This is a genomic window from Fodinibius roseus (genome assembly GCF_900129315.1).
GTDB lineage: Bacteria > Bacteroidota > Rhodothermia > Balneolales > Balneolaceae > Fodinibius > Fodinibius roseus.
Genome location: NZ_FQUS01000013.1, coordinates 78,100 through 95,164, shown reverse-complemented (window position 1 = coordinate 95,164; position 17,065 = coordinate 78,100). Strand labels below are relative to the sequence as shown.

23 protein-coding genes and 2 pseudogenes are annotated in these 17,065 nt (G+C 47.5%); 13 read left to right on the top strand and 12 right to left on the bottom strand.

Going from position 1 to position 17,065, the window contains the following annotated elements; translation table 11 throughout:
- Positions 1-37: 37 nt before the first annotated feature.
- The 7 genes and pseudogenes from BUB16_RS12840 to BUB16_RS12810 form a co-directional block, all read right to left on the bottom strand.
- Positions 38-802 carry a DUF2249 domain-containing protein gene (locus tag BUB16_RS12840; RefSeq protein WP_073064907.1) on the bottom strand — a complete coding sequence of 255 codons (765 nt, stop codon included), beginning with the start codon at positions 800-802 and terminating at the stop codon, positions 38-40.
- A 100-nt stretch (positions 803-902) separates the two neighbouring features.
- Positions 903-1,046 (bottom strand): annotated as a pseudogene (locus BUB16_RS22215) (hexameric tyrosine-coordinated heme protein); the annotation flags it as partial.
- A 41-nt stretch (positions 1,047-1,087) separates the two neighbouring features.
- Positions 1,088-1,447, bottom strand: a complete 360-nt coding sequence (locus BUB16_RS12830; protein WP_073064904.1) for a DUF488 domain-containing protein — start codon at positions 1,445-1,447, stop codon at positions 1,088-1,090.
- A 7-nt stretch (positions 1,448-1,454) separates the two neighbouring features.
- Positions 1,455-2,192: an acyl-[acyl-carrier-protein] thioesterase gene (locus BUB16_RS12825; RefSeq protein ID WP_073064901.1), complete on the bottom strand. Its 738-nt coding sequence runs from the start codon at positions 2,190-2,192 to the stop codon at positions 1,455-1,457.
- A gap of 147 nt (positions 2,193-2,339) precedes the next feature.
- Positions 2,340-3,719, bottom strand: a complete 1,380-nt coding sequence (gdhA, locus tag BUB16_RS12820) for an NADP-specific glutamate dehydrogenase (RefSeq protein WP_073064898.1) — start codon at positions 3,717-3,719, stop codon at positions 2,340-2,342.
- Between the two features lie 82 nt (positions 3,720-3,801).
- Positions 3,802-4,428: a helix-turn-helix transcriptional regulator gene (locus BUB16_RS12815; RefSeq protein WP_073064894.1), complete on the bottom strand. Its 627-nt coding sequence runs from the start codon at positions 4,426-4,428 to the stop codon at positions 3,802-3,804.
- A gap of 35 nt (positions 4,429-4,463) precedes the next feature.
- Positions 4,464-5,213, bottom strand: coding sequence for a hypothetical protein (locus BUB16_RS12810; protein ID WP_073064890.1), 750 nt, complete (start codon positions 5,211-5,213; stop codon positions 4,464-4,466).
- A 163-nt stretch (positions 5,214-5,376) separates the two neighbouring features.
- Between BUB16_RS12810 and BUB16_RS12805 the strand changes: the two genes are divergently transcribed.
- The 7 genes from BUB16_RS12805 (at position 5,377) to BUB16_RS12775 (ending at position 9,383) form a co-directional block, all read left to right on the top strand.
- Positions 5,377-5,736, top strand: coding sequence for a ferredoxin family protein (locus BUB16_RS12805; protein ID WP_073065128.1), 360 nt, complete (start codon positions 5,377-5,379; stop codon positions 5,734-5,736).
- Positions 5,733-6,068 (top strand): metal-sulfur cluster assembly factor, encoded by a 336-nt coding sequence (locus BUB16_RS12800; protein ID WP_073064888.1) that lies wholly within the window; start codon positions 5,733-5,735, stop codon positions 6,066-6,068. Before BUB16_RS12805 ends, BUB16_RS12800 begins: the two co-directional genes overlap by 4 nt.
- 49 nt (positions 6,069-6,117) lie before the next feature.
- Complete coding sequence (locus BUB16_RS12795; protein WP_073064885.1) at positions 6,118-7,236, top strand: DUF8744 domain-containing protein; 1,119 nt, start codon at positions 6,118-6,120, stop codon at positions 7,234-7,236.
- Positions 7,237-7,265: 29 nt separating this feature from the next.
- Positions 7,266-7,406: a hypothetical protein gene (locus tag BUB16_RS21525; protein ID WP_170864382.1), complete on the top strand. Its 141-nt coding sequence runs from the start codon at positions 7,266-7,268 to the stop codon at positions 7,404-7,406.
- A gap of 109 nt (positions 7,407-7,515) precedes the next feature.
- Positions 7,516-7,935 carry an OsmC family protein gene (locus BUB16_RS12790; RefSeq protein WP_073064882.1) on the top strand — a complete coding sequence of 140 codons (420 nt, stop codon included), beginning with the start codon at positions 7,516-7,518 and terminating at the stop codon, positions 7,933-7,935.
- A gap of 78 nt (positions 7,936-8,013) precedes the next feature.
- Positions 8,014-8,586 carry a plastocyanin/azurin family copper-binding protein gene (locus tag BUB16_RS12785; protein ID WP_073064879.1) on the top strand — a complete coding sequence of 191 codons (573 nt, stop codon included), beginning with the start codon at positions 8,014-8,016 and terminating at the stop codon, positions 8,584-8,586.
- A gap of 305 nt (positions 8,587-8,891) precedes the next feature.
- A complete protein-coding gene (locus tag BUB16_RS12775; RefSeq protein ID WP_073064874.1) occupies positions 8,892-9,383 on the top strand; it encodes a DUF4149 domain-containing protein in 492 nt (163 codons plus the stop codon).
- A 120-nt stretch (positions 9,384-9,503) separates the two neighbouring features.
- Here BUB16_RS12775 and BUB16_RS12770 read toward each other — a convergent pair whose 3' ends face one another.
- Genes BUB16_RS12770 through BUB16_RS12760 form a run of 3 tightly spaced genes read right to left on the bottom strand, consistent with a single transcriptional unit; the run spans position 9,504 to position 12,016 of the window.
- Positions 9,504-10,760, bottom strand: a complete 1,257-nt coding sequence (locus BUB16_RS12770; RefSeq protein ID WP_073064871.1) for a hypothetical protein — start codon at positions 10,758-10,760, stop codon at positions 9,504-9,506.
- A gap of 4 nt (positions 10,761-10,764) precedes the next feature.
- Positions 10,765-11,451: an anti-sigma factor family protein gene (locus tag BUB16_RS12765; RefSeq protein ID WP_073064867.1), complete on the bottom strand. Its 687-nt coding sequence runs from the start codon at positions 11,449-11,451 to the stop codon at positions 10,765-10,767.
- Positions 11,444-12,016, bottom strand: a complete 573-nt coding sequence (locus tag BUB16_RS12760; protein ID WP_073064864.1) for an RNA polymerase sigma factor — start codon at positions 12,014-12,016, stop codon at positions 11,444-11,446. The genes BUB16_RS12765 and BUB16_RS12760 overlap by 8 nt, the downstream gene beginning before the upstream one ends.
- A 294-nt stretch (positions 12,017-12,310) precedes the next feature.
- Here BUB16_RS12760 and BUB16_RS22210 point away from each other — a divergent pair, with 294 nt between their 5' ends.
- Positions 12,311-12,433, top strand: coding sequence for a DinB family protein (locus BUB16_RS22210; protein WP_084088257.1), 123 nt, complete (start codon positions 12,311-12,313; stop codon positions 12,431-12,433).
- A 258-nt stretch (positions 12,434-12,691) separates the two neighbouring features.
- On the opposite strand, the gene BUB16_RS12750 is transcribed toward BUB16_RS22210, so the two are convergent.
- Complete coding sequence (locus tag BUB16_RS12750) at positions 12,692-13,318, bottom strand: porin family protein (protein ID WP_073064861.1); 627 nt, start codon at positions 13,316-13,318, stop codon at positions 12,692-12,694.
- Between the two features lie 209 nt (positions 13,319-13,527).
- Between BUB16_RS12750 and BUB16_RS21520 the strand changes: the two genes are divergently transcribed.
- The 3 genes from BUB16_RS21520 to BUB16_RS12740 all read left to right on the top strand — a co-directional run bounded on the left by BUB16_RS21520 (position 13,528) and on the right by BUB16_RS12740 (position 15,674).
- Positions 13,528-13,698, top strand: coding sequence for a hypothetical protein (locus tag BUB16_RS21520; protein ID WP_170864381.1), 171 nt, complete (start codon positions 13,528-13,530; stop codon positions 13,696-13,698).
- A gap of 319 nt (positions 13,699-14,017) precedes the next feature.
- Positions 14,018-15,292, top strand: coding sequence for an ammonium transporter (locus BUB16_RS12745; protein WP_211483166.1), 1,275 nt, complete (start codon positions 14,018-14,020; stop codon positions 15,290-15,292).
- A gap of 22 nt (positions 15,293-15,314) precedes the next feature.
- Positions 15,315-15,674 carry a P-II family nitrogen regulator gene (locus tag BUB16_RS12740; protein WP_073064856.1) on the top strand — a complete coding sequence of 120 codons (360 nt, stop codon included), beginning with the start codon at positions 15,315-15,317 and terminating at the stop codon, positions 15,672-15,674.
- A gap of 138 nt (positions 15,675-15,812) precedes the next feature.
- Here BUB16_RS12740 and BUB16_RS12735 read toward each other — a convergent pair.
- Positions 15,813-16,088, bottom strand: a pseudogene (locus BUB16_RS12735) (tyrosine-type recombinase/integrase); the annotation flags it as partial.
- 240 nt (positions 16,089-16,328) lie between these two features.
- Here BUB16_RS12735 and BUB16_RS12730 point away from each other — a divergent pair.
- Together BUB16_RS12730 and BUB16_RS12725 are read left to right on the top strand one after the other, a co-directional pair.
- Positions 16,329-16,634, top strand: a complete 306-nt coding sequence (locus BUB16_RS12730; protein ID WP_073064853.1) for a nucleotidyltransferase family protein — start codon at positions 16,329-16,331, stop codon at positions 16,632-16,634.
- The gene (locus BUB16_RS12725; RefSeq protein WP_073064849.1) at positions 16,624-16,956 is read left to right on the top strand and encodes a HepT-like ribonuclease domain-containing protein; all 333 of its coding nucleotides are present in this window, start codon (positions 16,624-16,626) and stop codon (positions 16,954-16,956) included. The genes BUB16_RS12730 and BUB16_RS12725 overlap by 11 nt, the downstream gene beginning before the upstream one ends.
- Positions 16,957-17,065: the final 109 nt, after the last annotated feature.

The following is a 17,065-nucleotide window of genomic DNA, read 5'->3' as shown; positions in this document are numbered from 1 at the left end:
AGTTTAATCTATCAGTTGATTGAGAAATTCATATTATTTACTGAGTTTCATCCTTCAGCTTCATCACCTTCACCTTCCACTCTTTGGGCATCGTTTCCAGGTATTCCCAGTGAAACGGCTCATTGCTTTCGGCCTCCATCTGGTAATAGAGCGGCTTGGGATCGTGGTCATTAATAAAGACAAACGCTTCGCCGGGATTCAGCTCATCGAAAGCATCAAAGACCATCTCGTGACGCTTGGCAGGCAGATGCGCGCGCACGTCAAAGCTGCTGACAATGGATAGATCTTCGAGGGCCGGATCGGTTTCCTCTTTTTTGGTTACGTGAATGACGTATTCTCCCGGTCGGTCTTTCTTATAGACCCATGTGTATTCCTCATTAAATTTTCTCTTAAAAATCCTGCGAATTTCTTCCGGATCCTTCGCGGAGATAATTTCCATCGTATCCTCTTTTAACATCATCCCGTAACGATGAAAAACCGCATATTTCCAGTCTTTGGGATCCGTCTTGCGGAGATCCATCAGGGTAGCAATGTCATCAAATTCACGTCCCTGCGACGCCTCGGTACGCGTTACACGCACCGTCCACTCCCGTCCCCCACGCTGCAGGTACTCCCAGCCGACGACATCACCGTATATCGATCGAAATTCGTAGTAAAGGGGTTTGGGATCGTGATCGTTGATAAATACAAAACTGTCGCCCGGCGGCAGCTCCTTAAATAACTTCAACAGTTTTTCGTGCCGTTTTATGGGGATTAACGAGCGTACATCGAGTTCTTGGGTTGGGCTTGTTGTATTACTCATAGTTCTGTTCTGTTAATGGTTACACTATTAAAGCTTATAATTGAATATTTTTTTGTGCTCATATTCGATAAAGGGTTTTCCACATCAGTATCATACTTTTTTATTCACAGCAGTAATTGTCGGCAGCGGCAATGGTTTGGCAGTGGTCAGCAACAACGTGTGAGCTGGCAATAAGCGCGTCCGGATCTTTGGAGTAGGCATCCCGCAACATAAACAGCACATTCTTGCCGGGCTGCGTAGTGGTTACTCCTTTTCTCCATTTTTATATCAAATTATCCGGGCTTTTCAAGCGGATGTGTCCATAAATTCTTTTAGTACCTTCGCATGGTTATGCTCTTCATTTTTAGCTGCGTAAAGCAGTGTTACCTGCTGCTCTTCTACTATATCGAGCAAGCGATCCACCACTTCTTCTTTCTGGGTTAACTCGACTTTGTAACGATCCGAAAACTCATCAAATTTGTCGGGATCGTGATCAAACCATGTGCGCAATTTGGTGGATGGGGCAATTTCTTTCAGCCACTCATCCAGTTGGGCATCCTCTTTGGAAACGCCGCGTGGCCAGAGTCGATCCACAAGCACGCGATAGCCGTCATCCTGAGAAGGATCTTCGTAAATGCGTTTGATATGTAAATGACTTTTACTCATAAGGTGTTTATTTGTGTTCTCTCCATACGGTTCTGGCAGTCGAACAAACTTTATTATTATCTATATCTTTAATAGTATGAACGAACGTTTTTTCTGAACCCACCGGATCAGCCAGGGATTCTATGGTATGGCCATATTGCGCTTCTCCCACAAAATTTCCGTCTATGGTATGCAAATAACAGTGATCTATTATATCATCGGGTATGGATTCCATGGCCCATTGCAAATATCGCAGATTGTTTACATGCTCGTTTGAGTCCATATCAAAGCGTTGAATAACAAATTCCTTGCGGTAAGCTGCCGAATCAAGAGCTTTTACCTCGGTGCTGTCCACTTCGATACTTTCCTCGGGATTGATATTCCATCCTTCCAAAATCTCATCAAAAATACGGGCGGGTTTTCTTCTTTCAATATCAAAAAACAACCAGAAGCCTTTGGCTCTTCCAATGATGCTGCCTTTTTCTCCGATAATGAGGTTTTCCCGAATACCCCTGAAGGTCCTGAAGCTGGACAGCCAGGTTTTGATAGTGATTTTTTCCTTGTACCCGGGATAGCGTTCCATCACCATACGTCCGGACAGGAGAACCCATCCGATGCCTTTTTCAAGCAGTTCGTACAGGCTACACCCGATAGACAAGCAATGGTCGGCAGCGGTTTCTTCCAGCAGTGTTAAAATAGTAACGGGCGTTGCTTCTCCATGCTGACCCATTTCGAAGTATCGCAGGTCAAACTGTTTTTCAAACATATTTTCTGGTTAAAGGCCTGCCAGATTTTTTAATACTGACAAATTTGAAGTTTTTTAGATTAAATAGATTGTTTGATATTTAATACTCTTAAGTCTGTTTTAAAAACTGTTCGTGTGGATATATTATAAGATATCCTATCTAAAATATTAAACCACTCCCTGGTGTAACATCGCATCCGCAACTTTGATAAAACCGGCGATATTGGCACCCTGGGGATAATTGATATAGCCGTTGCCGGTGTCCCCGTAGGCGACACAGGAGCTGTGGATTTCCTTCATGATATCCTCAAGCTTACTATCTACTTCCTTGCGCAACCACTGGATCCGCATTTCATTCTGGGTCATTTCCAGTCCCGATACCGCAACACCGCCGGCATTGGCAGCTTTGCCGGGACCAAAGAGAACCTCGTTTTCCAGGAATATTCGTATTGCTTCGCGCTGTGCCGGTTTGTTGGCCCCTTCGGCAACACATCCGCATCCATTTTTAACGAGCGCTGCGGCATCATCGGCGTTAATTTCATTTTGAGTAGCACAGGGCAGGGCCACGTCACAGGACAGGTTCCAGGGCGTTCCGTTTTCAATATACCTGACATCATATTTGCGGGCATACTCGCGAATGCGTCCCCGTTCCACATTTTTAAGATGCATCACGTACTTTAACTTCTCTTCGTCAATACCATCCGGGTCGTGAACCGTTCCGTCGGAATCGGAAAGTGAGATCACTTTGGCCCCCAATTGGATAGCCTTTTCGGCCGCGTACTGCGCTACATTCCCGGAGCCGGATATGGTTACGGTTTTTCCCTCCAGCGTTTCGTTACGCAAGGCAAACATTTCCCGGACAAAGTAGACTGTACCATAGCCCGTGGCTTCCGGTCGCAGCTTGCTCCCGCCCCACTCCAGTGCTTTTCCGGTTAAAACACCGGTATACTCATTCTGCAGCCGCTTGTACTGCCCGAAAAGGTAGCCGATCTCCCTTTTCCCAACGCCGATGTCTCCAGCCGGCACGTCGGTATTGTGACCTATATGGCGGTACAGCTCGGTCATAAAGGATTGGCAAAACCGCATGATTTCGCTGTCCGATTTTCCTTTGGGATCAAAATTAGCCCCGCCTTTGGCGCCCCCCATCGGCATGGTTGTCAGGCTGTTCTTGAAAATCTGTTCGAAGGCCAAAAACTTCAGGATATCGAGGTTCACAGACGGGTGAAACCGCAGCCCTCCTTTGTACGGGCCGATGGCCGAATTGAATTCCACCCGGTACCCGCGGTTTACATGCACTTCGCCCTCATCATCGGTCCAGGGCACGCGGAACATAATAATACGTTCGGGTTCGGTTATACGATCCAGAATGTTGGCACGAAAATAGGTCGGATGGTCCTGCAGCATATCCCAAACCGATTCGAGGACTTCATGCACAACCTCATGAAATTCATTTTCGCCCGGATTTTTTGTTTTCAACTTTTTCATGAACGAATCTATGGAGTATGTCCCCGAATGATTCACGCTTTTATTTTTATTATGATTTTTCATTATTCAATAATTAGGTATTCAATAAATCAGCAGTGGAGTATATATTAAATACTATTGTCATTAAAAAATACATATTTCCGGGTCATAAGGGGATATCATAAGTGCAGGAATAATCGCCTTCTGCGATGTAGGTGGTTCGTTCTGCATTTTCATTGAATAATTTCTTATAAAACAGTGCTTCCAGCTTGCAGGGCAGGCGGGTCTCCTTTATAACTTCACTAAAGGGACAATTACACTCTTTGACCGTCAGGGTGTCTGCTTCCTCGTCCATCTGGTATTCCGGCATAAATCCCTCTTTCTCCAGCATTTCCATCAAAATCTGTACCCGCACTCCCGAATTATCTGCCGGTGCATCAGCTATTTTTTTTCTTGCGTTTGTTAACCGATCCTCCCAAAATGTGTCAAAAAAATCTTTAATGGTTTCTTCTTCTCCCCGAGCTTTCAAATAGCTGATCATCTCGCGGATCAGGTCCGACTCGGAAGAGGGAAACAGGCTGTTTCCCTTGGGGGTAAGCTGATAATGCAGGCTGGGGCGACCCGCGCCGGACCGCACATAGTCGCGCTCCACATAGCCGTCCCGCTCGAGCTGCAACAGGTGTTCGCGAAGCGTTGTTTTCGCCAGCTCGATCTGTTCTACGGCTTCGTCCATAGAGAGCGTGCCTGTTCGCTTAATAAGATCGAGGAGTTCTTTTTTTGAGCCGCTGATCATAACCGGATGTTTAAATTAGAATTACGGGCTGAACGTTATATACTACCCAGTTTTTGTTGAATAAGAGGAATAATAATCTTTTTTCCCACATTAAACTGTTTTTTAAGCTGTTCTTCAAGCATCTTGAAATGCTGGTTCAGAATGCGAAACGTGGCGTCTTTCGGGTTTCCAAGCTGGTGGCCTTTCTCGCGGAGTATCTCCATCAATTGCAGCAATCGCTGCTGATCTTTCTCCACAATACGGATGCCCTGTTCCAGCTTACGGATGGTTCCATCCAAAAGCTGTTGTCGCGGGTCGTCAAGCTTCCCCGCAAGGGGAAAGAGCTTTTTGCTTTGGAATTTAAAATAAAGCTCCAGGTCCCCGCTGAACCTTTTGAAATGCCCGCACATATATTTTAGCCGGGGATACTGGTTGCCGTGCACTTTGGCGACCCTGGGGAAAGTGTCGGCAATCTCATTCAGAAGTTCAATATTGAGCGGATGAAATCCTTCGCTTATATATTCACACCATTTCGTCAGGTTGGTACTACGCTCCGGTTCCTCCGGCCGGACCTCCTCCGGGCGGTGAACGTAAGAGGCGAGGGTTTTCTCCCTGATCCAGTGAAGTACTTCCGATTCATTCCATTGGCGCTGCTGGCAAACAGCCCGCAAGGTTTCATCACTGCGGCTGGAGGGGTCCAGGCCGATAGACCTCAAGAGGTCATTGACTCGCCGGTGGGCCGAAGCAATCTGGGAGAGGGTGGCACCGGGCGTCAGGTGGTCCAACGATTGTTTGATCTTCTTCATGTTCTTGTGATAACGGTGTCGGTTTTTCACTGCATAGGTAAAATACCGAGGATTGTCGTATAAATCAATAAAAAAGGTTAAAACCGTTTTTATAGTTGAAATTGATTTCCGGGACTCCTACCTTAAAGGCGAAGCAATTGGAAATCATGATCATTCAGGCTTTATGGCTTACGTAGTAACGGATCCCTGCATACAGTGCAAACATACCAACTGCGCTGCGGTCTGTCCGGTCGATGCTTTTCGCGAGGGACCCAATTTCCTGGTGATCGACCCTTTTGAATGCATTGACTGTGACGCATGTGTGGCTGAATGCCCGGAAGAAGCGATCTTCCCGGATGATGAAGTGCCCCTGGAGTGGGAGGATTATATCGACTTAAACGATCGCCTCTCCGAAGAATGGGACGACCATGTCATCAACGAGGCAAAGGAACCGCTGCCCGAAGTTGACGAGTGGAGCGGCCGTGAGAACAAGCGCGAACATCTGGTCGAAAGCTGGGAAGAAGAAATAAAGCCGGTAGAATGAATAGGAACACTCCCTCCATAAGTCTGCGCAGGATTGTCCGGCAGCTCCGCGATGTTATCGATCCCGAACTGGGCGTCAACATCGTGGATCTCGGTCTGGTCTACAACATTATGTCAGCCGATGGCAAAGTGATTGTGGAATATACGACCACCACGCCGGGCTGTCCCATGCGTCGTTACCTGCAGCAGCAAATTGAGGAAGCCCTCAGCTCCATCGAAGAAATCGAGGAGTATGAGACAACGCTGGTCTGGGAGCCGGACTGGACGGTGGATATGATTGACGGGGAGGTTGAATTCTTTGCGCATCCGCCGCCGCGGGCACAGAAGTCCTGATTTCGGTTTCGCCATGTTTTTCCAAAGACCCTGCAGTAATTAGTCATTGATGACCTCCCGCAAAGCTTCGACATATATATTGGTAAGCCTGCTCGCAGTAGCAGCGATCGGCCTGTTAAGCGGCCTGCATGCCGGACTGGTTCGGCTGGGATTCCTGGCGGGGACTGCTTCCGTTATTTCCCCCATGGCCCACGGCCCGCTCATGATCAACGGATTTCTGGGGGCCCTTATCGGATTGGAGCGGGCGGCCGCGCTGGAGAAAAAGTGGGCGTATATGGCGCCGCTGCTGCTGGGCTTTTCCACCATCCTGGTCCTTTCCGGCTTTACGTTCCCGGCGAAGTTATTGGTTATCGCCGGATCCCTTTCCCTGCTGGCGATCATGCTCTACCTCTATAACATGCAGCCGGTGGCTCATCACCTAATTATGGCCCTGGGAGCAGCCGCTCTGCTGGTCGGCAATATCCTTTTCCTGTTTGATATGCCCATTTTCAACCTTGTGGCCTGGTGGGCCGGATTTCCATTGCTGACCATCTTCGGGGAGCGGCTGGAACTTAATCGCATCATGCGTCCCCCCAAACGCGCTCAACACCTGTTTGTAGCACTTATCGCCGTCTGGATAACCGCAATAGCTTTTACTCATCTCAACCGTCCGATCGGGTGGGCCGCGGCCTCGGTTTCCCTCATCGCACAGGCCGGCTGGCTTTTTAAATATGATGTGGCCCGCCGCACCATCCGGTCGGTGGAGTGGACCCGCTACAGTGCCATCAGCTTGCTGACAGGCTATGGCTGGCTGGTGTTGGCGGGACTCTTTAGCCTCTGGCAGGGCTTTCCCACGGCGGGTCCCCTGTACGACGCCCTGCTGCACATGATATTCGTGGGCTTTGTATTCAGCATGATTTTTGCCCACGCCTCGGTTATCATCCCGTCGCTTTCCGGGAAGCTGGTCCCCTATCACCCCTACTTTTACGGGCCGCTGCTACTTTTGCACGGATTCTTGCTGATACGGGTGGCGGGTGACCTGTTTTGGCTGCCGGCCGTCAGGAAAGCAGGCAGTTACGGGAACGTGGCGGCCATCCTCCTGTTTCTGGGGGGCATCCTTTTCTTTCTGTTGTGGGACGCCCTCCGGAAACGACGCCAACGTTCCATGAACCAGAACAAACATGCGTAATTCTCTAATGATTATAACCGTTTGCAACCATGAATGAACCATCTGCTGTACGTTCCGTTCAACGTCCCCTGACGGTTGAGAAGCCAAAGGGTTTAGCAGAGGTACAGACCGGGGACGTCCACCCCGGATGCGAGTATGGGAGACGTTTTCGCACAAGCTGGAGGAAATGATGCCCCGGTGTCATTCTAAGAAGTAGAAAAAGTACGAAATAAAGGAAATTAAATTCTGTTTAAATACCTTATAACTAACACATAATGACTAACTAAAATATCTTGTATTATGCCTACAAAAAAAGCAAATGCACAATGGAATGGTGATCTGAAGAGTGGAAACGGGACGATGGAGCTGGAAAGCGGTTCCTATAAAGGGAACTATACCTTTGCTTCGCGGTTTGAAAATGGTAAGGGCTCCAATCCCGAAGAGCTGATTGGAGCCGCACACGCCGGTTGTTTTTCGATGGCTCTTTCCAATGAACTTGACGGAGCGGGTTATGAACCGAAATCGGTCAAAACCAAAGCCGAGGTGACCCTTGACAGCAGCAAGGGTGAGATTACCGAGATCAAGCTTATCACCGAAGCCGACGTTCCGGATATTGATGAAGATACCTTCCGGGAAATTGCCGAAGGGGCCAAAGAAGGCTGCCCTGTTTCCAAGGCTCTGGCGGCGACCAATATTACGCTTGAAGCAACATTAAATTAACTACATTTTGTATTGATTAGAACCTTATATTTAGAATTCTAATCGAATTTAAAACTATTAAACTATATATAAACTATTATGCGATACCTAACTTACCTATTGCCTCTCATGTTTTTTATCACCACGGCATGCGGCGGCGGTTCAGGCGACCAGCAACAGCAAGCTGACGAGACTACTACAGAAGCCCAGAGTAGTGCGGCGGATCAGTCCGGAGTTCGTACTATTGAAATAATCGGCATTGACCAAATGAAGTTTGCAGTGGAAAGTGACGAAGACGGTATTTCCACCGGCGGTGAAACAGGCGATTACCTGCTCCTTGAAAGTATATCAGCCGAGCCCGGTGAGGAAATACGTGTTGTCCTCACTACCGAAAGCGATCTTCCGGCCACGGCTATGGCCCATAACTTCGTACTGCTAACATTGTCGGCTGATGTCGATGCCTTTGTCAATGCCGCCTCGCAGGCCAAGGATAACGACTATATCCCTGCTGATATGTCCGACCAAATTATTGCTCACACTGAACTGGCGGGCGGCGGTGAAACCGTGGAAGTTACGTTTACGGCTCCTGAAGAAACCGGAGAATATGAGTATGTCTGCTCGTTCCCCGGACACTATGCAGCCGGCATGCGGGGGACGTTAAACGTTGAATAAGATTTCAACATTTGCATGCAATTAATCTGATTTATAAAGAGGCAGCTGGTAACCAGCTGCCTTTTTTATTGAGGAGAGGCTTTTAAAAACCTGCTCTCCCATGTTGAACTCCGCCGGCCGCAGGAAAGATGCTTTTCTGAACATTAGCAGCAATGGCACGTCAGTGGCTGCCACCTTCATTTCAGTGGCTGTTACCTTCATTATTGTGCAACCGATTCTGTCGCAGGGAAGTGGCCCAGGGAGACACCGGTTGTGAAAATTCTCACAGAAGGGATATGAGTCCCGTAAATAATTTATGATCTGAAATGTATCACTTGTCCGTATTTATCCACTTGCTATCGGCGATTTTCTGGATCGGCGGTATGCTTTTTACAGCCGGCGTACTGGTACCCGCCTCCCGACACGCCTTGCTGAAAAAGAAGAAGGGGGCTTTTTTTGCCCTGATCGGCCGTAAATTCAGCCGTATTTCATGGATTTTGTTTATCATTCTTATAATTACGGGAATCACGAATTTGTTAACGCGCGGATATACCACGGAGCAGCTGCTGACCGCTTCATTTTGGATTGATGTTTTTGGAGGCAAGCTGTTTATCAAGATGCAGCTGTTTGCCGCGGTCCTGATCATAAGCGGGATCCACGACTTCTATGCGGGTCCCAAAGCCGCAGAGCTGATGGACAAACAACCGGATAGTGATCGGGCGAAAAGTATGCGAGTGCTTTCGCGCTGGCTGGGACGATTAAACCTTCTTTTGGGGCTGGCCGTTCTCTATTTTGCCCTGCGGCTGCTGCGTGGCTGAACCCTGACACAGACACAGTCTCGGGTTCCGGCTGCAGGGGAGAGGGATCCCGGTCTCAGGAAAGCCCCGGAAGGTACGATCGATGCGATGGCCTGTCCACTTTTGTATACCCCTGGAATATCAATATTCCCTGACCTGAATTTGATCGATCGTATCTTCGCGGTCCAGATCTCCCCGCTCCATGGCTTCGAGCATTGATTTCTTAACCTGCATGTCAATGCGCTCCGGGAGATTGCCATGGGGACCAAGACGACTGTTCAGCGCAACAGAAAGGAGGATATACTGATCGGAATCGATGGAACGCAGCGTGCGGCCGTAGTCCACGAGCGACTCTTTAAGCCTTGAAACAAAAGCCCGGTAATGCTCCTCCATTTGTTTATGTCGCTGCTCCTGCCGCTTTTTCCATCCTTCCAGCATATCGCTGCTGCCATAGAACCGTTGTTCTCCACTCTTGGTCGTAATCCGCACTCCTCCCTTTTTCTTTCGGGGTTGCACGCTTATGGAATCAATATTCGACAGATTTAAGGAGGATATAGCCGAAGACAGCCCTCCCGCTGAAATAGCGTTACCAAAGAACAGAGCTCCGAAATTATCCAGCATCAGATAATCCAGGGACCCGCTGATCCGGAAAGAACCGGTACCTTCGTCAACTGATTCTTTTAACGTCGTTTCGAGGATATTGGCCATCACCTTCAGGTCCATTTGACTGTCATCATTCACTCCCCCCGTGCTGATCTCCAGCCGTTCCCGGAGTTGTCCCGGAGATGCATCTCCCGACCGATAGGCCTGCAGGTCGCTTTTCGCCGCTGCCACAGAGATGGTCGGAATGTCTTGTCTCCTTTTTTCCTGCTCTTTATCCTCATCCTCCCCGGCAAGCCGAAAGTTATCAAAATCAAACCGATCGCTGGAGGCAGCGGTATTATAGATGACCATCACCTTCTCCTTATCAGAAAGTTGTCCGATGACAGCACCGTAATCCTGCAGAAATTCAATGATCCTCTCGGTGATGGATTCTTCGGTTACTTTTTCTCCCTTTTCGCCATCTCCATACTCAAAATAAAAAGAGAAATCATTGCCGTTGGCACCGCCCAAGGCCATAAAGCCGGGTCGCGCTTCCGGAATCGTGAAGATGACCCCGTAGCCCGGCAAGTAGGTCCCCCGAATATTGTGATTGTTGCCAAAACCAAAGGGTCCCCCGTAACGACCTCGAATGGTCCCGCCGGTTTTAAACAGTTCCTGCAGGACATTCTCCATAATCCTGAGATCGCGATTCATACGGTTTTCATCAATCTCTGACGACTGGCCCCCGGCTGATTGGATACCGGCGATCAGTATGAAGATCGTCATCCACGGGAGCATATTTTTTATGTAGGTCATAGTATTATTTGCTTATTGATTGATCCTGATCCTGTAACCTAACGGTTTGTAACACCTCCCCCAGGTACCGGTTGGTTAGAAGCAGGCGATCGTGAGTAGTTTGTTGAAACGCGTCCAGCGTTTGATCGACAAGCTGCAGGTCGTCGATACGCTGCTGCTGGAAATAACTGATTAGCTGTTGCAGCTGCTGCCGGTGTTGCCGGTTGATGGCTTCGGTGTAATCAGCCATCATTACTGCGTTTTCCCGGCGGATTTCATCTGCCAGCACCTCGGCCTCTACGGCAGTCAGTCCTTCACCTTCCTCGGGAGAGGATCCCCCCATACTGATGGCGACCCCGTCACCGGATGCATCTACCTGAAGTTGAGCCACCGATCCCACTACAAGTAGTAGAATAAGTCCCGCAGCCACTGCAAGAGCCGATTTCCCGAGCAAAGAATGGGGCAGGAGTTGTCTGGCTTCCCTGCACCACTGCAAAAGAGTGCGATTGCGCGGATCCATGACCAGCAGTTGCGGGGGGGTATCGGGGTCCGGCATCTGCTGCAGCAGCGAACGCGTCTCCCGCAGCTCGCTTAACTCCTGCCGGAGCCCGGGATTTTTATCCAGGTAGGATTCCAGTTTCGCTTGGTCCTCGGCTGATATCTCATCATAGAGATACTCCATAAACAGTGTGCGGGCCAGTTGATCATTCATAACGCAAAGCCTCCGATTCGATATTCCATTGGTTAAAAAGTTGACGCAATTTGGTTAATCCGTAATACAGGCGCGATTTCACCGTATTTTCCGGTTCCTCCAGGATTTCGGCAATTTCCCGGAATTTGAGTCCCTCGTATTCTTTCATAATCACCACTATGCGTTGCTCCGGGGGAAGCTGATTCAGGGCCAGCTGAAGGATCGATCCCAGCTCGTTTTTCTCAACCTGCCGGTCGGGATTGGAAGCCAAGCCTTTTGCCACGGGAGGTTTGCCCAGCGCTTCCATGGGAGAAGAGCGGCGTCGTCCCGCCCTTTTGGTTTCATCCAGGCACAGGTTGTTAGCGATCCGGTAGATCCAGGCATTGAACTGTTCGGTATCATCAAGCGTATTCAGTTTATGGTACACCCTGATGAAGGTTTTCTGGGTAATTTCCATCGCTTCATCATGGCTGGCGAAATAACGGTAGGCCAACCGGTGGATCCGCTGTTGCCACCGTTCCACCAGTCGGTTGAACGCTGCTGTATCGCCTTTTCTGAAATTTTCTATCAGCTTCGCATCGGTCATGCTTTGGGGATTGCCTGTGTTGGTGCCGCATGAATGAGCGGCATGCCGGGAACCGTTTGTAGGTAGCCTTTGAAAAACCAGGATTTTTGGTCAGGGTCAAGTCAAGGCCCCAGGAAGGTTGCAGTCGCAGCATATAACTCATATGTGAGGATTACAACCGACCGATAACACCGGCCCTGGCCAAAAGAGCAGTTTCGCAAAGGCTTCTATAGTAATGACGAGTAAGGAAGGTAAAAAGTTTTAACGGATAGCAATTAGTTCCGAATTTGAGAGAACCGCCCTGGCCTTTGCCTTTTGTTCTATACTTTACTACACGACAGCCACCGGCAATACCTATGGATTATTCACGGGGTGCACCATCGCGGGCAGGTTGCTGTGCTGCTGCGAGAACTCGGCTACGCCCCCGGAAGTTTTTGATATCCTGTTTTATTATGCAGAAAAACACGGTGTATCGGCATGGTAAGTATTAAATTTGTCTGCAGGCTTCTCAATATTCCGTTCCACGTTTCTAACGCTATCTATCTTTACGGTAAAATCAACTTCAGGGATGGAATTTTCTTTTTTGCTTCCGATCCTGTCCGGACCGATAATGGAGTCTTATGTCGCTGATTGTTAAAAATTCGGAGAAACAAATCCTTTTTGTAAAAGGGGGTATGCCTGCAGCCATGCCGGCTCCTAAAAACGTAATCCAAGTGAAAACACAAACCCGTGGTTCTGGTAGGAATTGTCGGGCATGTTGGCGTAGGAATAATTCGCAAAATTTGTAAATCCAATAAAGTGCCGGGCATTCAGCACAAAGGCAACATTCTCATCCGGCCGCCAAAAGAAATACTCTAACCCGTATGTACCCGAAAAGTCTGTATTCCTGACATTATTGCTTTCGTAATTGTATGAGCCGCCGTCAATATACTCTTTGGCACTGAGCTTGAAGCCCACTTGTGGGCCGGCATAGATACTCAAATTTGCAGGAGCAATACGATATTTCAGCAGAAGTGGTACCTGCAGATAGCTCATATTTAATTGGGCATCTCTGTAAACAACGTCCCCGATAATAAACTCTTTTACATATTTAGCGCCCTGTTGCTGGAAATTCACTTCAGGTTGGATGTAAAAATTTCCGCCCATACGAAGGGTAGCTGAAACACCCCCTGTAAAACCACTCTTGGCCTCGAAATGATTGCCCGAAATATTGGATACACTCCAGCCGGCATGGGCACCGAAGGTTATCCTGTCCATAGGTCCCTGTGCTGTTGCAGCCAAAGCAGTAACGCTAAAAAGTAACAGAAAGAATATTTTTTTCATGATGAAGTCATTAGGCAAATAAAAGTTATTGGAAGATGCTTCTAAAGAGTGTACACATCACCATGTAGAGGTAACTATTCATGATATAAACCTTAAGGTCTGTTGAGCCCCTTGATCATTTTTATAGGCCATCCTGAATACAACACCTTAAATTAAGTACGCTTATCATCAATTACAGGACTGCAATTATACAAGCCACCTATGTCCGGATGTCTGCGTTTAGACAAAATGTCTCCGGACAGCTCGCAGGTAAAAATGAAGAAGTGCACTGGGACAAAATTTCCGGTAAAGCAGTTGCTTTTGAAGACAAAAGAATAGCAGCCCGGCTGCTGGTCGAAATCGATTACACCAACCGGCGAAAAACCATTGAGCAGGAATAAGCAAGTTTTAAAAAAAGATATTATCGTCATGGAAAAAAGATTAGCTAAAAAAGTTAGGAGAAAAAATTTGGAACCGGATAAAAACCGAACTTAATTAAAAAATTCGGATGAAAAACTTAAATTATAAATAAATAAATCTAATACATCTAATTACTTAATATAAAATACGATTTTTACTTTGTATTATTTGTTAAATTGTTATAGGTTTTTGGCGTTTGTAAAAAAGTCCATTGCTAAAACATCTATCAAACCAACGAACATGCTTAAAAAATACCGGGGTAAATTCCCTTTACTACTACTGACCTTTCTTTTCATTTCAATGCCTCTACTTGCCGCCGACGGCGCCGCTATAGACACGGGTGTTACCGCCTGGATGTTGGTCTCAACGGCACTTGTTCTTTTGATGATACCCGGACTGGCCATGTTTTATGGCGGGCTTGTCCGCACTAAAAATGTTTTGGGAACCATGATGCACACCTTTGCTGCTATGGGAATTATGACTGTTCTCTGGGTGGCCGTCGGGTATGCAATGAGCTTCGGGCCGAATGTTCTCGGCGGATGGTTCGGATGGAACACGGATTACCTGTTTCTGAGCGGAATAGACAACTCAATCTTAGACGCGGGCGTGCCTGAATATGTGTTCAGCATGTTCCAGGGCAAGTTTGCCATAATTACGCCTGCCCTGATCGCCGGGGCCTTTGCCGAGCGCGTGAAATTCAAATCCTATTGCCTGTTTATTGCGCTCTGGGGGATCCTTGTTTACAATCCGCTCTGCCACTGGGTATGGGCTGAAGACGGTTTCCTTTTCAACATGGGCGCGAACGGGGCCATTGACTTTGCAGGGGGAACGGTGGTTCACATCTCTGCTGGTGTAAGCGGTTTGGTAGCAGCGTTATATTTGGGAGCCCGGCGCGGCTTTCCGGTCACCAACATGCCGCCCAGCAACCTGGTAATGACCATGATTGGCGGCGGACTTCTATGGGTTGGGTGGTTTGGATTCAACGCCGGCAGCTCCGTAGCAAGTGGATTGAGCACTGCGCAGGCATTGACAGCCACACAAGTTGCTGCGGCGTCCGGGGCCATTGCATGGATGATTATTGAAGCGTGTCACCAGGGCAAAGCAACAGCACTTGGAATCATGTCGGGTATTTTGGCCGGACTGGTAGCCGTTACACCTGCGGCCGGTGTAGTGCAACCCTTCGGAGCGTTTTGTCTCGGAATATTTGCGTCTATTTTCTGTTACCTTGCGATCATCGCCAAAAACAAACTGGGATACGATGACAGCCTTGATGCTTTTGGCATTCATGGAATGGGGGGTATTGTGGGAGCCATATTGCTCACCTTCTTTATCCGGGACAGCTGGATGAGCGAAGCCGCGGAACTCGCCGGCGGAAGCTGGACAGTATGGGAGCAGCTGGGGGTTCAGGTTGCGGCCGTTCTGATAGCCATTGTGTATGCAGCCGTTCTTACACTGATCCTGCTTTACGTTGTGAACAAACTGACAGGCTTCCGGTCCGACCCAAAAGAGGAGATGCAGGGCTTAGACAGCGCCTACCACAGCGAGCACGGCTACGGAATGCTCAATCCCAACTAATCACTTTAAATCCAACAACCACATGAAACTTGTTATAGCCATTATTCGGGAAACACAACTCGACGAAGTCAGGGAAGCGCTCATTGAAGCGGAAATCAGGCGGATCACGGTCATGCGTGTATCCGGCCACGGAAAAGCAGAAGATGTGGAGATCTACCGGGGCAAAAAGGTGGTCCCGGGACTGATTCCGCGGTTCCGCCTTGAAATTGCTGTAAATGATGAGTTCGTGGACATTACTGTCGATACCATTATCAAAACTGTAAAATCCCGCTACAAAGACAAGAAACCCGGCCAAACCACCGGCGACGGTAAAATCTTCATCCTCCCGCTGGAGGAGTGTATTCGCATTAGTACCGGAGAAAGGGGATCAGCGGCGATTTAGTTAGGCTGTCTCTAAGATTTAATTATCTCCAATCTGCGTATTTTATTTGAAAAAGAAAGTTAAATAATTGTGGTGAAATTTATGGATTTGTCGCATAAGGGAGTTATGTAAAATGAACCGGAAACCGGACCGCCCGAATTATAAATCATCCATCGGGCTTAATGTGCCCCGGCCGCCTTTATTTAATACATGGGTATAGATCATAGTTGTTTTAAGATGCTTATGGCCTAACAGTTCCTGAACCGTTCGAATATCATATCCATTTTCCAATAGATGAGTGGCAAAGCTGTGGCGGAGGGCATGGCATGTTACCTTTTTCTGAATTTTTGCTTTGCGGGCGGCTTCTTTTAGGCTCCTTTGGATATAACTGTTAGAAATATGATACCGGTGGGTAATTCCTGACCGGTAATCCTTACAGTTTTTTTGATTTTATCTGAAGTTTTTATGGCAATGAACGGCCGAATAAGATGGTGAAAAAGTCTTCAGTTGCCTGCAGGACCGAAATATGAGATATTATATGACGTTAGATATGCAAATGGCTGTCTAAATAATAGTATGTTATACTGCCTGAGTTTCAGTTCTATTTATTTACTCGATAGAAAAATCAATCAATTTTAGTTAAGTTTGTCGTAGTCAATAATTAATTAACATGTTATGGCAACAAAAGTAGATCTTAAAACAAAGCAGCTTCAGGAAATTTGCAAAAAGTATAATGTGAAGGAGTTATATCTGTTTGGATCTGCCACAACCGATAATTTTTCTGAAGACAGTGATCTTGACTTTATTGTAAAATTTGATCGTCGAAGCTTTGAAGGAGCGTTTGATCAATTCATTGATTTCAAACAAGAGCTTGAACAAATCTATGGTCGGCCTGTTGACTTATATCATCTCAAAAAGTTCAGAAATTCCATCTTTCAGCAAGAAGTAGAGCGTTCCAAAGAATTACTTTATGCCGCATAAAACAAGAAAGCTACTTCTTGACATCAGCCTTTCCTGTCAAGAAATATTGGATTTTATTGACGGCAAAAGCTTCAAAGACTTTCAAGAAAATCGCGTGCTTCAGCTTGCTATCGAAAGAGAGTTTGAAATTATTGGAGAAGCTCTGCACCGACTCTCTCGAATTGAAGAAGATACGCTTGCTGAAAAAATTCCTGAGTATCGTAAAATCATCGACTTTAGGAATATCATCGCTCATGGTTATGATATTATTGACGAAGCTGCCATGTGGGATTTTGCCGTCAATCGCGTTCCGGAATTGTTGGACAAAGTCGAAGATTTTTAGCTCATCGTTCATTCTTTATCAACTCAACATTCATTCGCGTGCCCTTTATGCGCCGTGTCGTTAGGTTGCGCACTAAAATCATATTTCGGCCGTTGCATAGTACTTATAT

What these genes read in the sequence shown, in the direction of transcription:
- BUB16_RS12810 (WP_073064890.1), bottom strand. Translation starts at nt 5,213, where the DNA reads ATGAAGAAGATCAAACAATCGTTGGACCACCTGACGCCCGGTGCCACC.
- BUB16_RS21520 (WP_170864381.1), top strand. Translation starts at nt 13,528, where the DNA reads ATGTCTGCGTTTAGACAAAATGTCTCCGGACAGCTCGCAGGTAAAAAT.
- BUB16_RS12840 (WP_073064907.1), bottom strand. Translation starts at nt 802, where the DNA reads ATGAGTAATACAACAAGCCCAACCCAAGAACTCGATGTACGCTCGTTA.
- BUB16_RS12800 (WP_073064888.1), top strand. Translation starts at nt 5,733, where the DNA reads ATGAATAGGAACACTCCCTCCATAAGTCTGCGCAGGATTGTCCGGCAG.
- BUB16_RS12825 (WP_073064901.1), bottom strand. Translation starts at nt 2,192, where the DNA reads ATGTTTGAAAAACAGTTTGACCTGCGATACTTCGAAATGGGTCAGCAT.
- BUB16_RS12775 (WP_073064874.1), top strand. Translation starts at nt 8,892, where the DNA reads ATGTATCACTTGTCCGTATTTATCCACTTGCTATCGGCGATTTTCTGG.
- BUB16_RS21525 (WP_170864382.1), top strand. Translation starts at nt 7,266, where the DNA reads ATGAATGAACCATCTGCTGTACGTTCCGTTCAACGTCCCCTGACGGTT.
- BUB16_RS12740 (WP_073064856.1), top strand. Translation starts at nt 15,315, where the DNA reads ATGAAACTTGTTATAGCCATTATTCGGGAAACACAACTCGACGAAGTC.
- BUB16_RS12770 (WP_073064871.1), bottom strand. Translation starts at nt 10,760, where the DNA reads ATGACCTACATAAAAAATATGCTCCCGTGGATGACGATCTTCATACTG.
- BUB16_RS12815 (WP_073064894.1), bottom strand. Translation starts at nt 4,428, where the DNA reads ATGATCAGCGGCTCAAAAAAAGAACTCCTCGATCTTATTAAGCGAACA.
- BUB16_RS12795 (WP_073064885.1), top strand. Translation starts at nt 6,118, where the DNA reads ATGACCTCCCGCAAAGCTTCGACATATATATTGGTAAGCCTGCTCGCA.
- BUB16_RS12790 (WP_073064882.1), top strand. Translation starts at nt 7,516, where the DNA reads ATGCCTACAAAAAAAGCAAATGCACAATGGAATGGTGATCTGAAGAGT.
- BUB16_RS12760 (WP_073064864.1), bottom strand. Translation starts at nt 12,016, where the DNA reads ATGACCGATGCGAAGCTGATAGAAAATTTCAGAAAAGGCGATACAGCA.
- gdhA (WP_073064898.1), bottom strand. Translation starts at nt 3,719, where the DNA reads ATGAAAAATCATAATAAAAATAAAAGCGTGAATCATTCGGGGACATAC.
- BUB16_RS12785 (WP_073064879.1), top strand. Translation starts at nt 8,014, where the DNA reads ATGCGATACCTAACTTACCTATTGCCTCTCATGTTTTTTATCACCACG.
- BUB16_RS12765 (WP_073064867.1), bottom strand. Translation starts at nt 11,451, where the DNA reads ATGAATGATCAACTGGCCCGCACACTGTTTATGGAGTATCTCTATGAT.
- BUB16_RS12830 (WP_073064904.1), bottom strand. Translation starts at nt 1,447, where the DNA reads ATGAGTAAAAGTCATTTACATATCAAACGCATTTACGAAGATCCTTCT.
- BUB16_RS12725 (WP_073064849.1), top strand. Translation starts at nt 16,624, where the DNA reads ATGCCGCATAAAACAAGAAAGCTACTTCTTGACATCAGCCTTTCCTGT.
- BUB16_RS12750 (WP_073064861.1), bottom strand. Translation starts at nt 13,318, where the DNA reads ATGAAAAAAATATTCTTTCTGTTACTTTTTAGCGTTACTGCTTTGGCT.
- BUB16_RS12730 (WP_073064853.1), top strand. Translation starts at nt 16,329, where the DNA reads ATGGCAACAAAAGTAGATCTTAAAACAAAGCAGCTTCAGGAAATTTGC.
- BUB16_RS12805 (WP_073065128.1), top strand. Translation starts at nt 5,377, where the DNA reads ATGGCTTACGTAGTAACGGATCCCTGCATACAGTGCAAACATACCAAC.
- BUB16_RS12745 (WP_211483166.1), top strand. Translation starts at nt 14,018, where the DNA reads ATGCCTCTACTTGCCGCCGACGGCGCCGCTATAGACACGGGTGTTACC.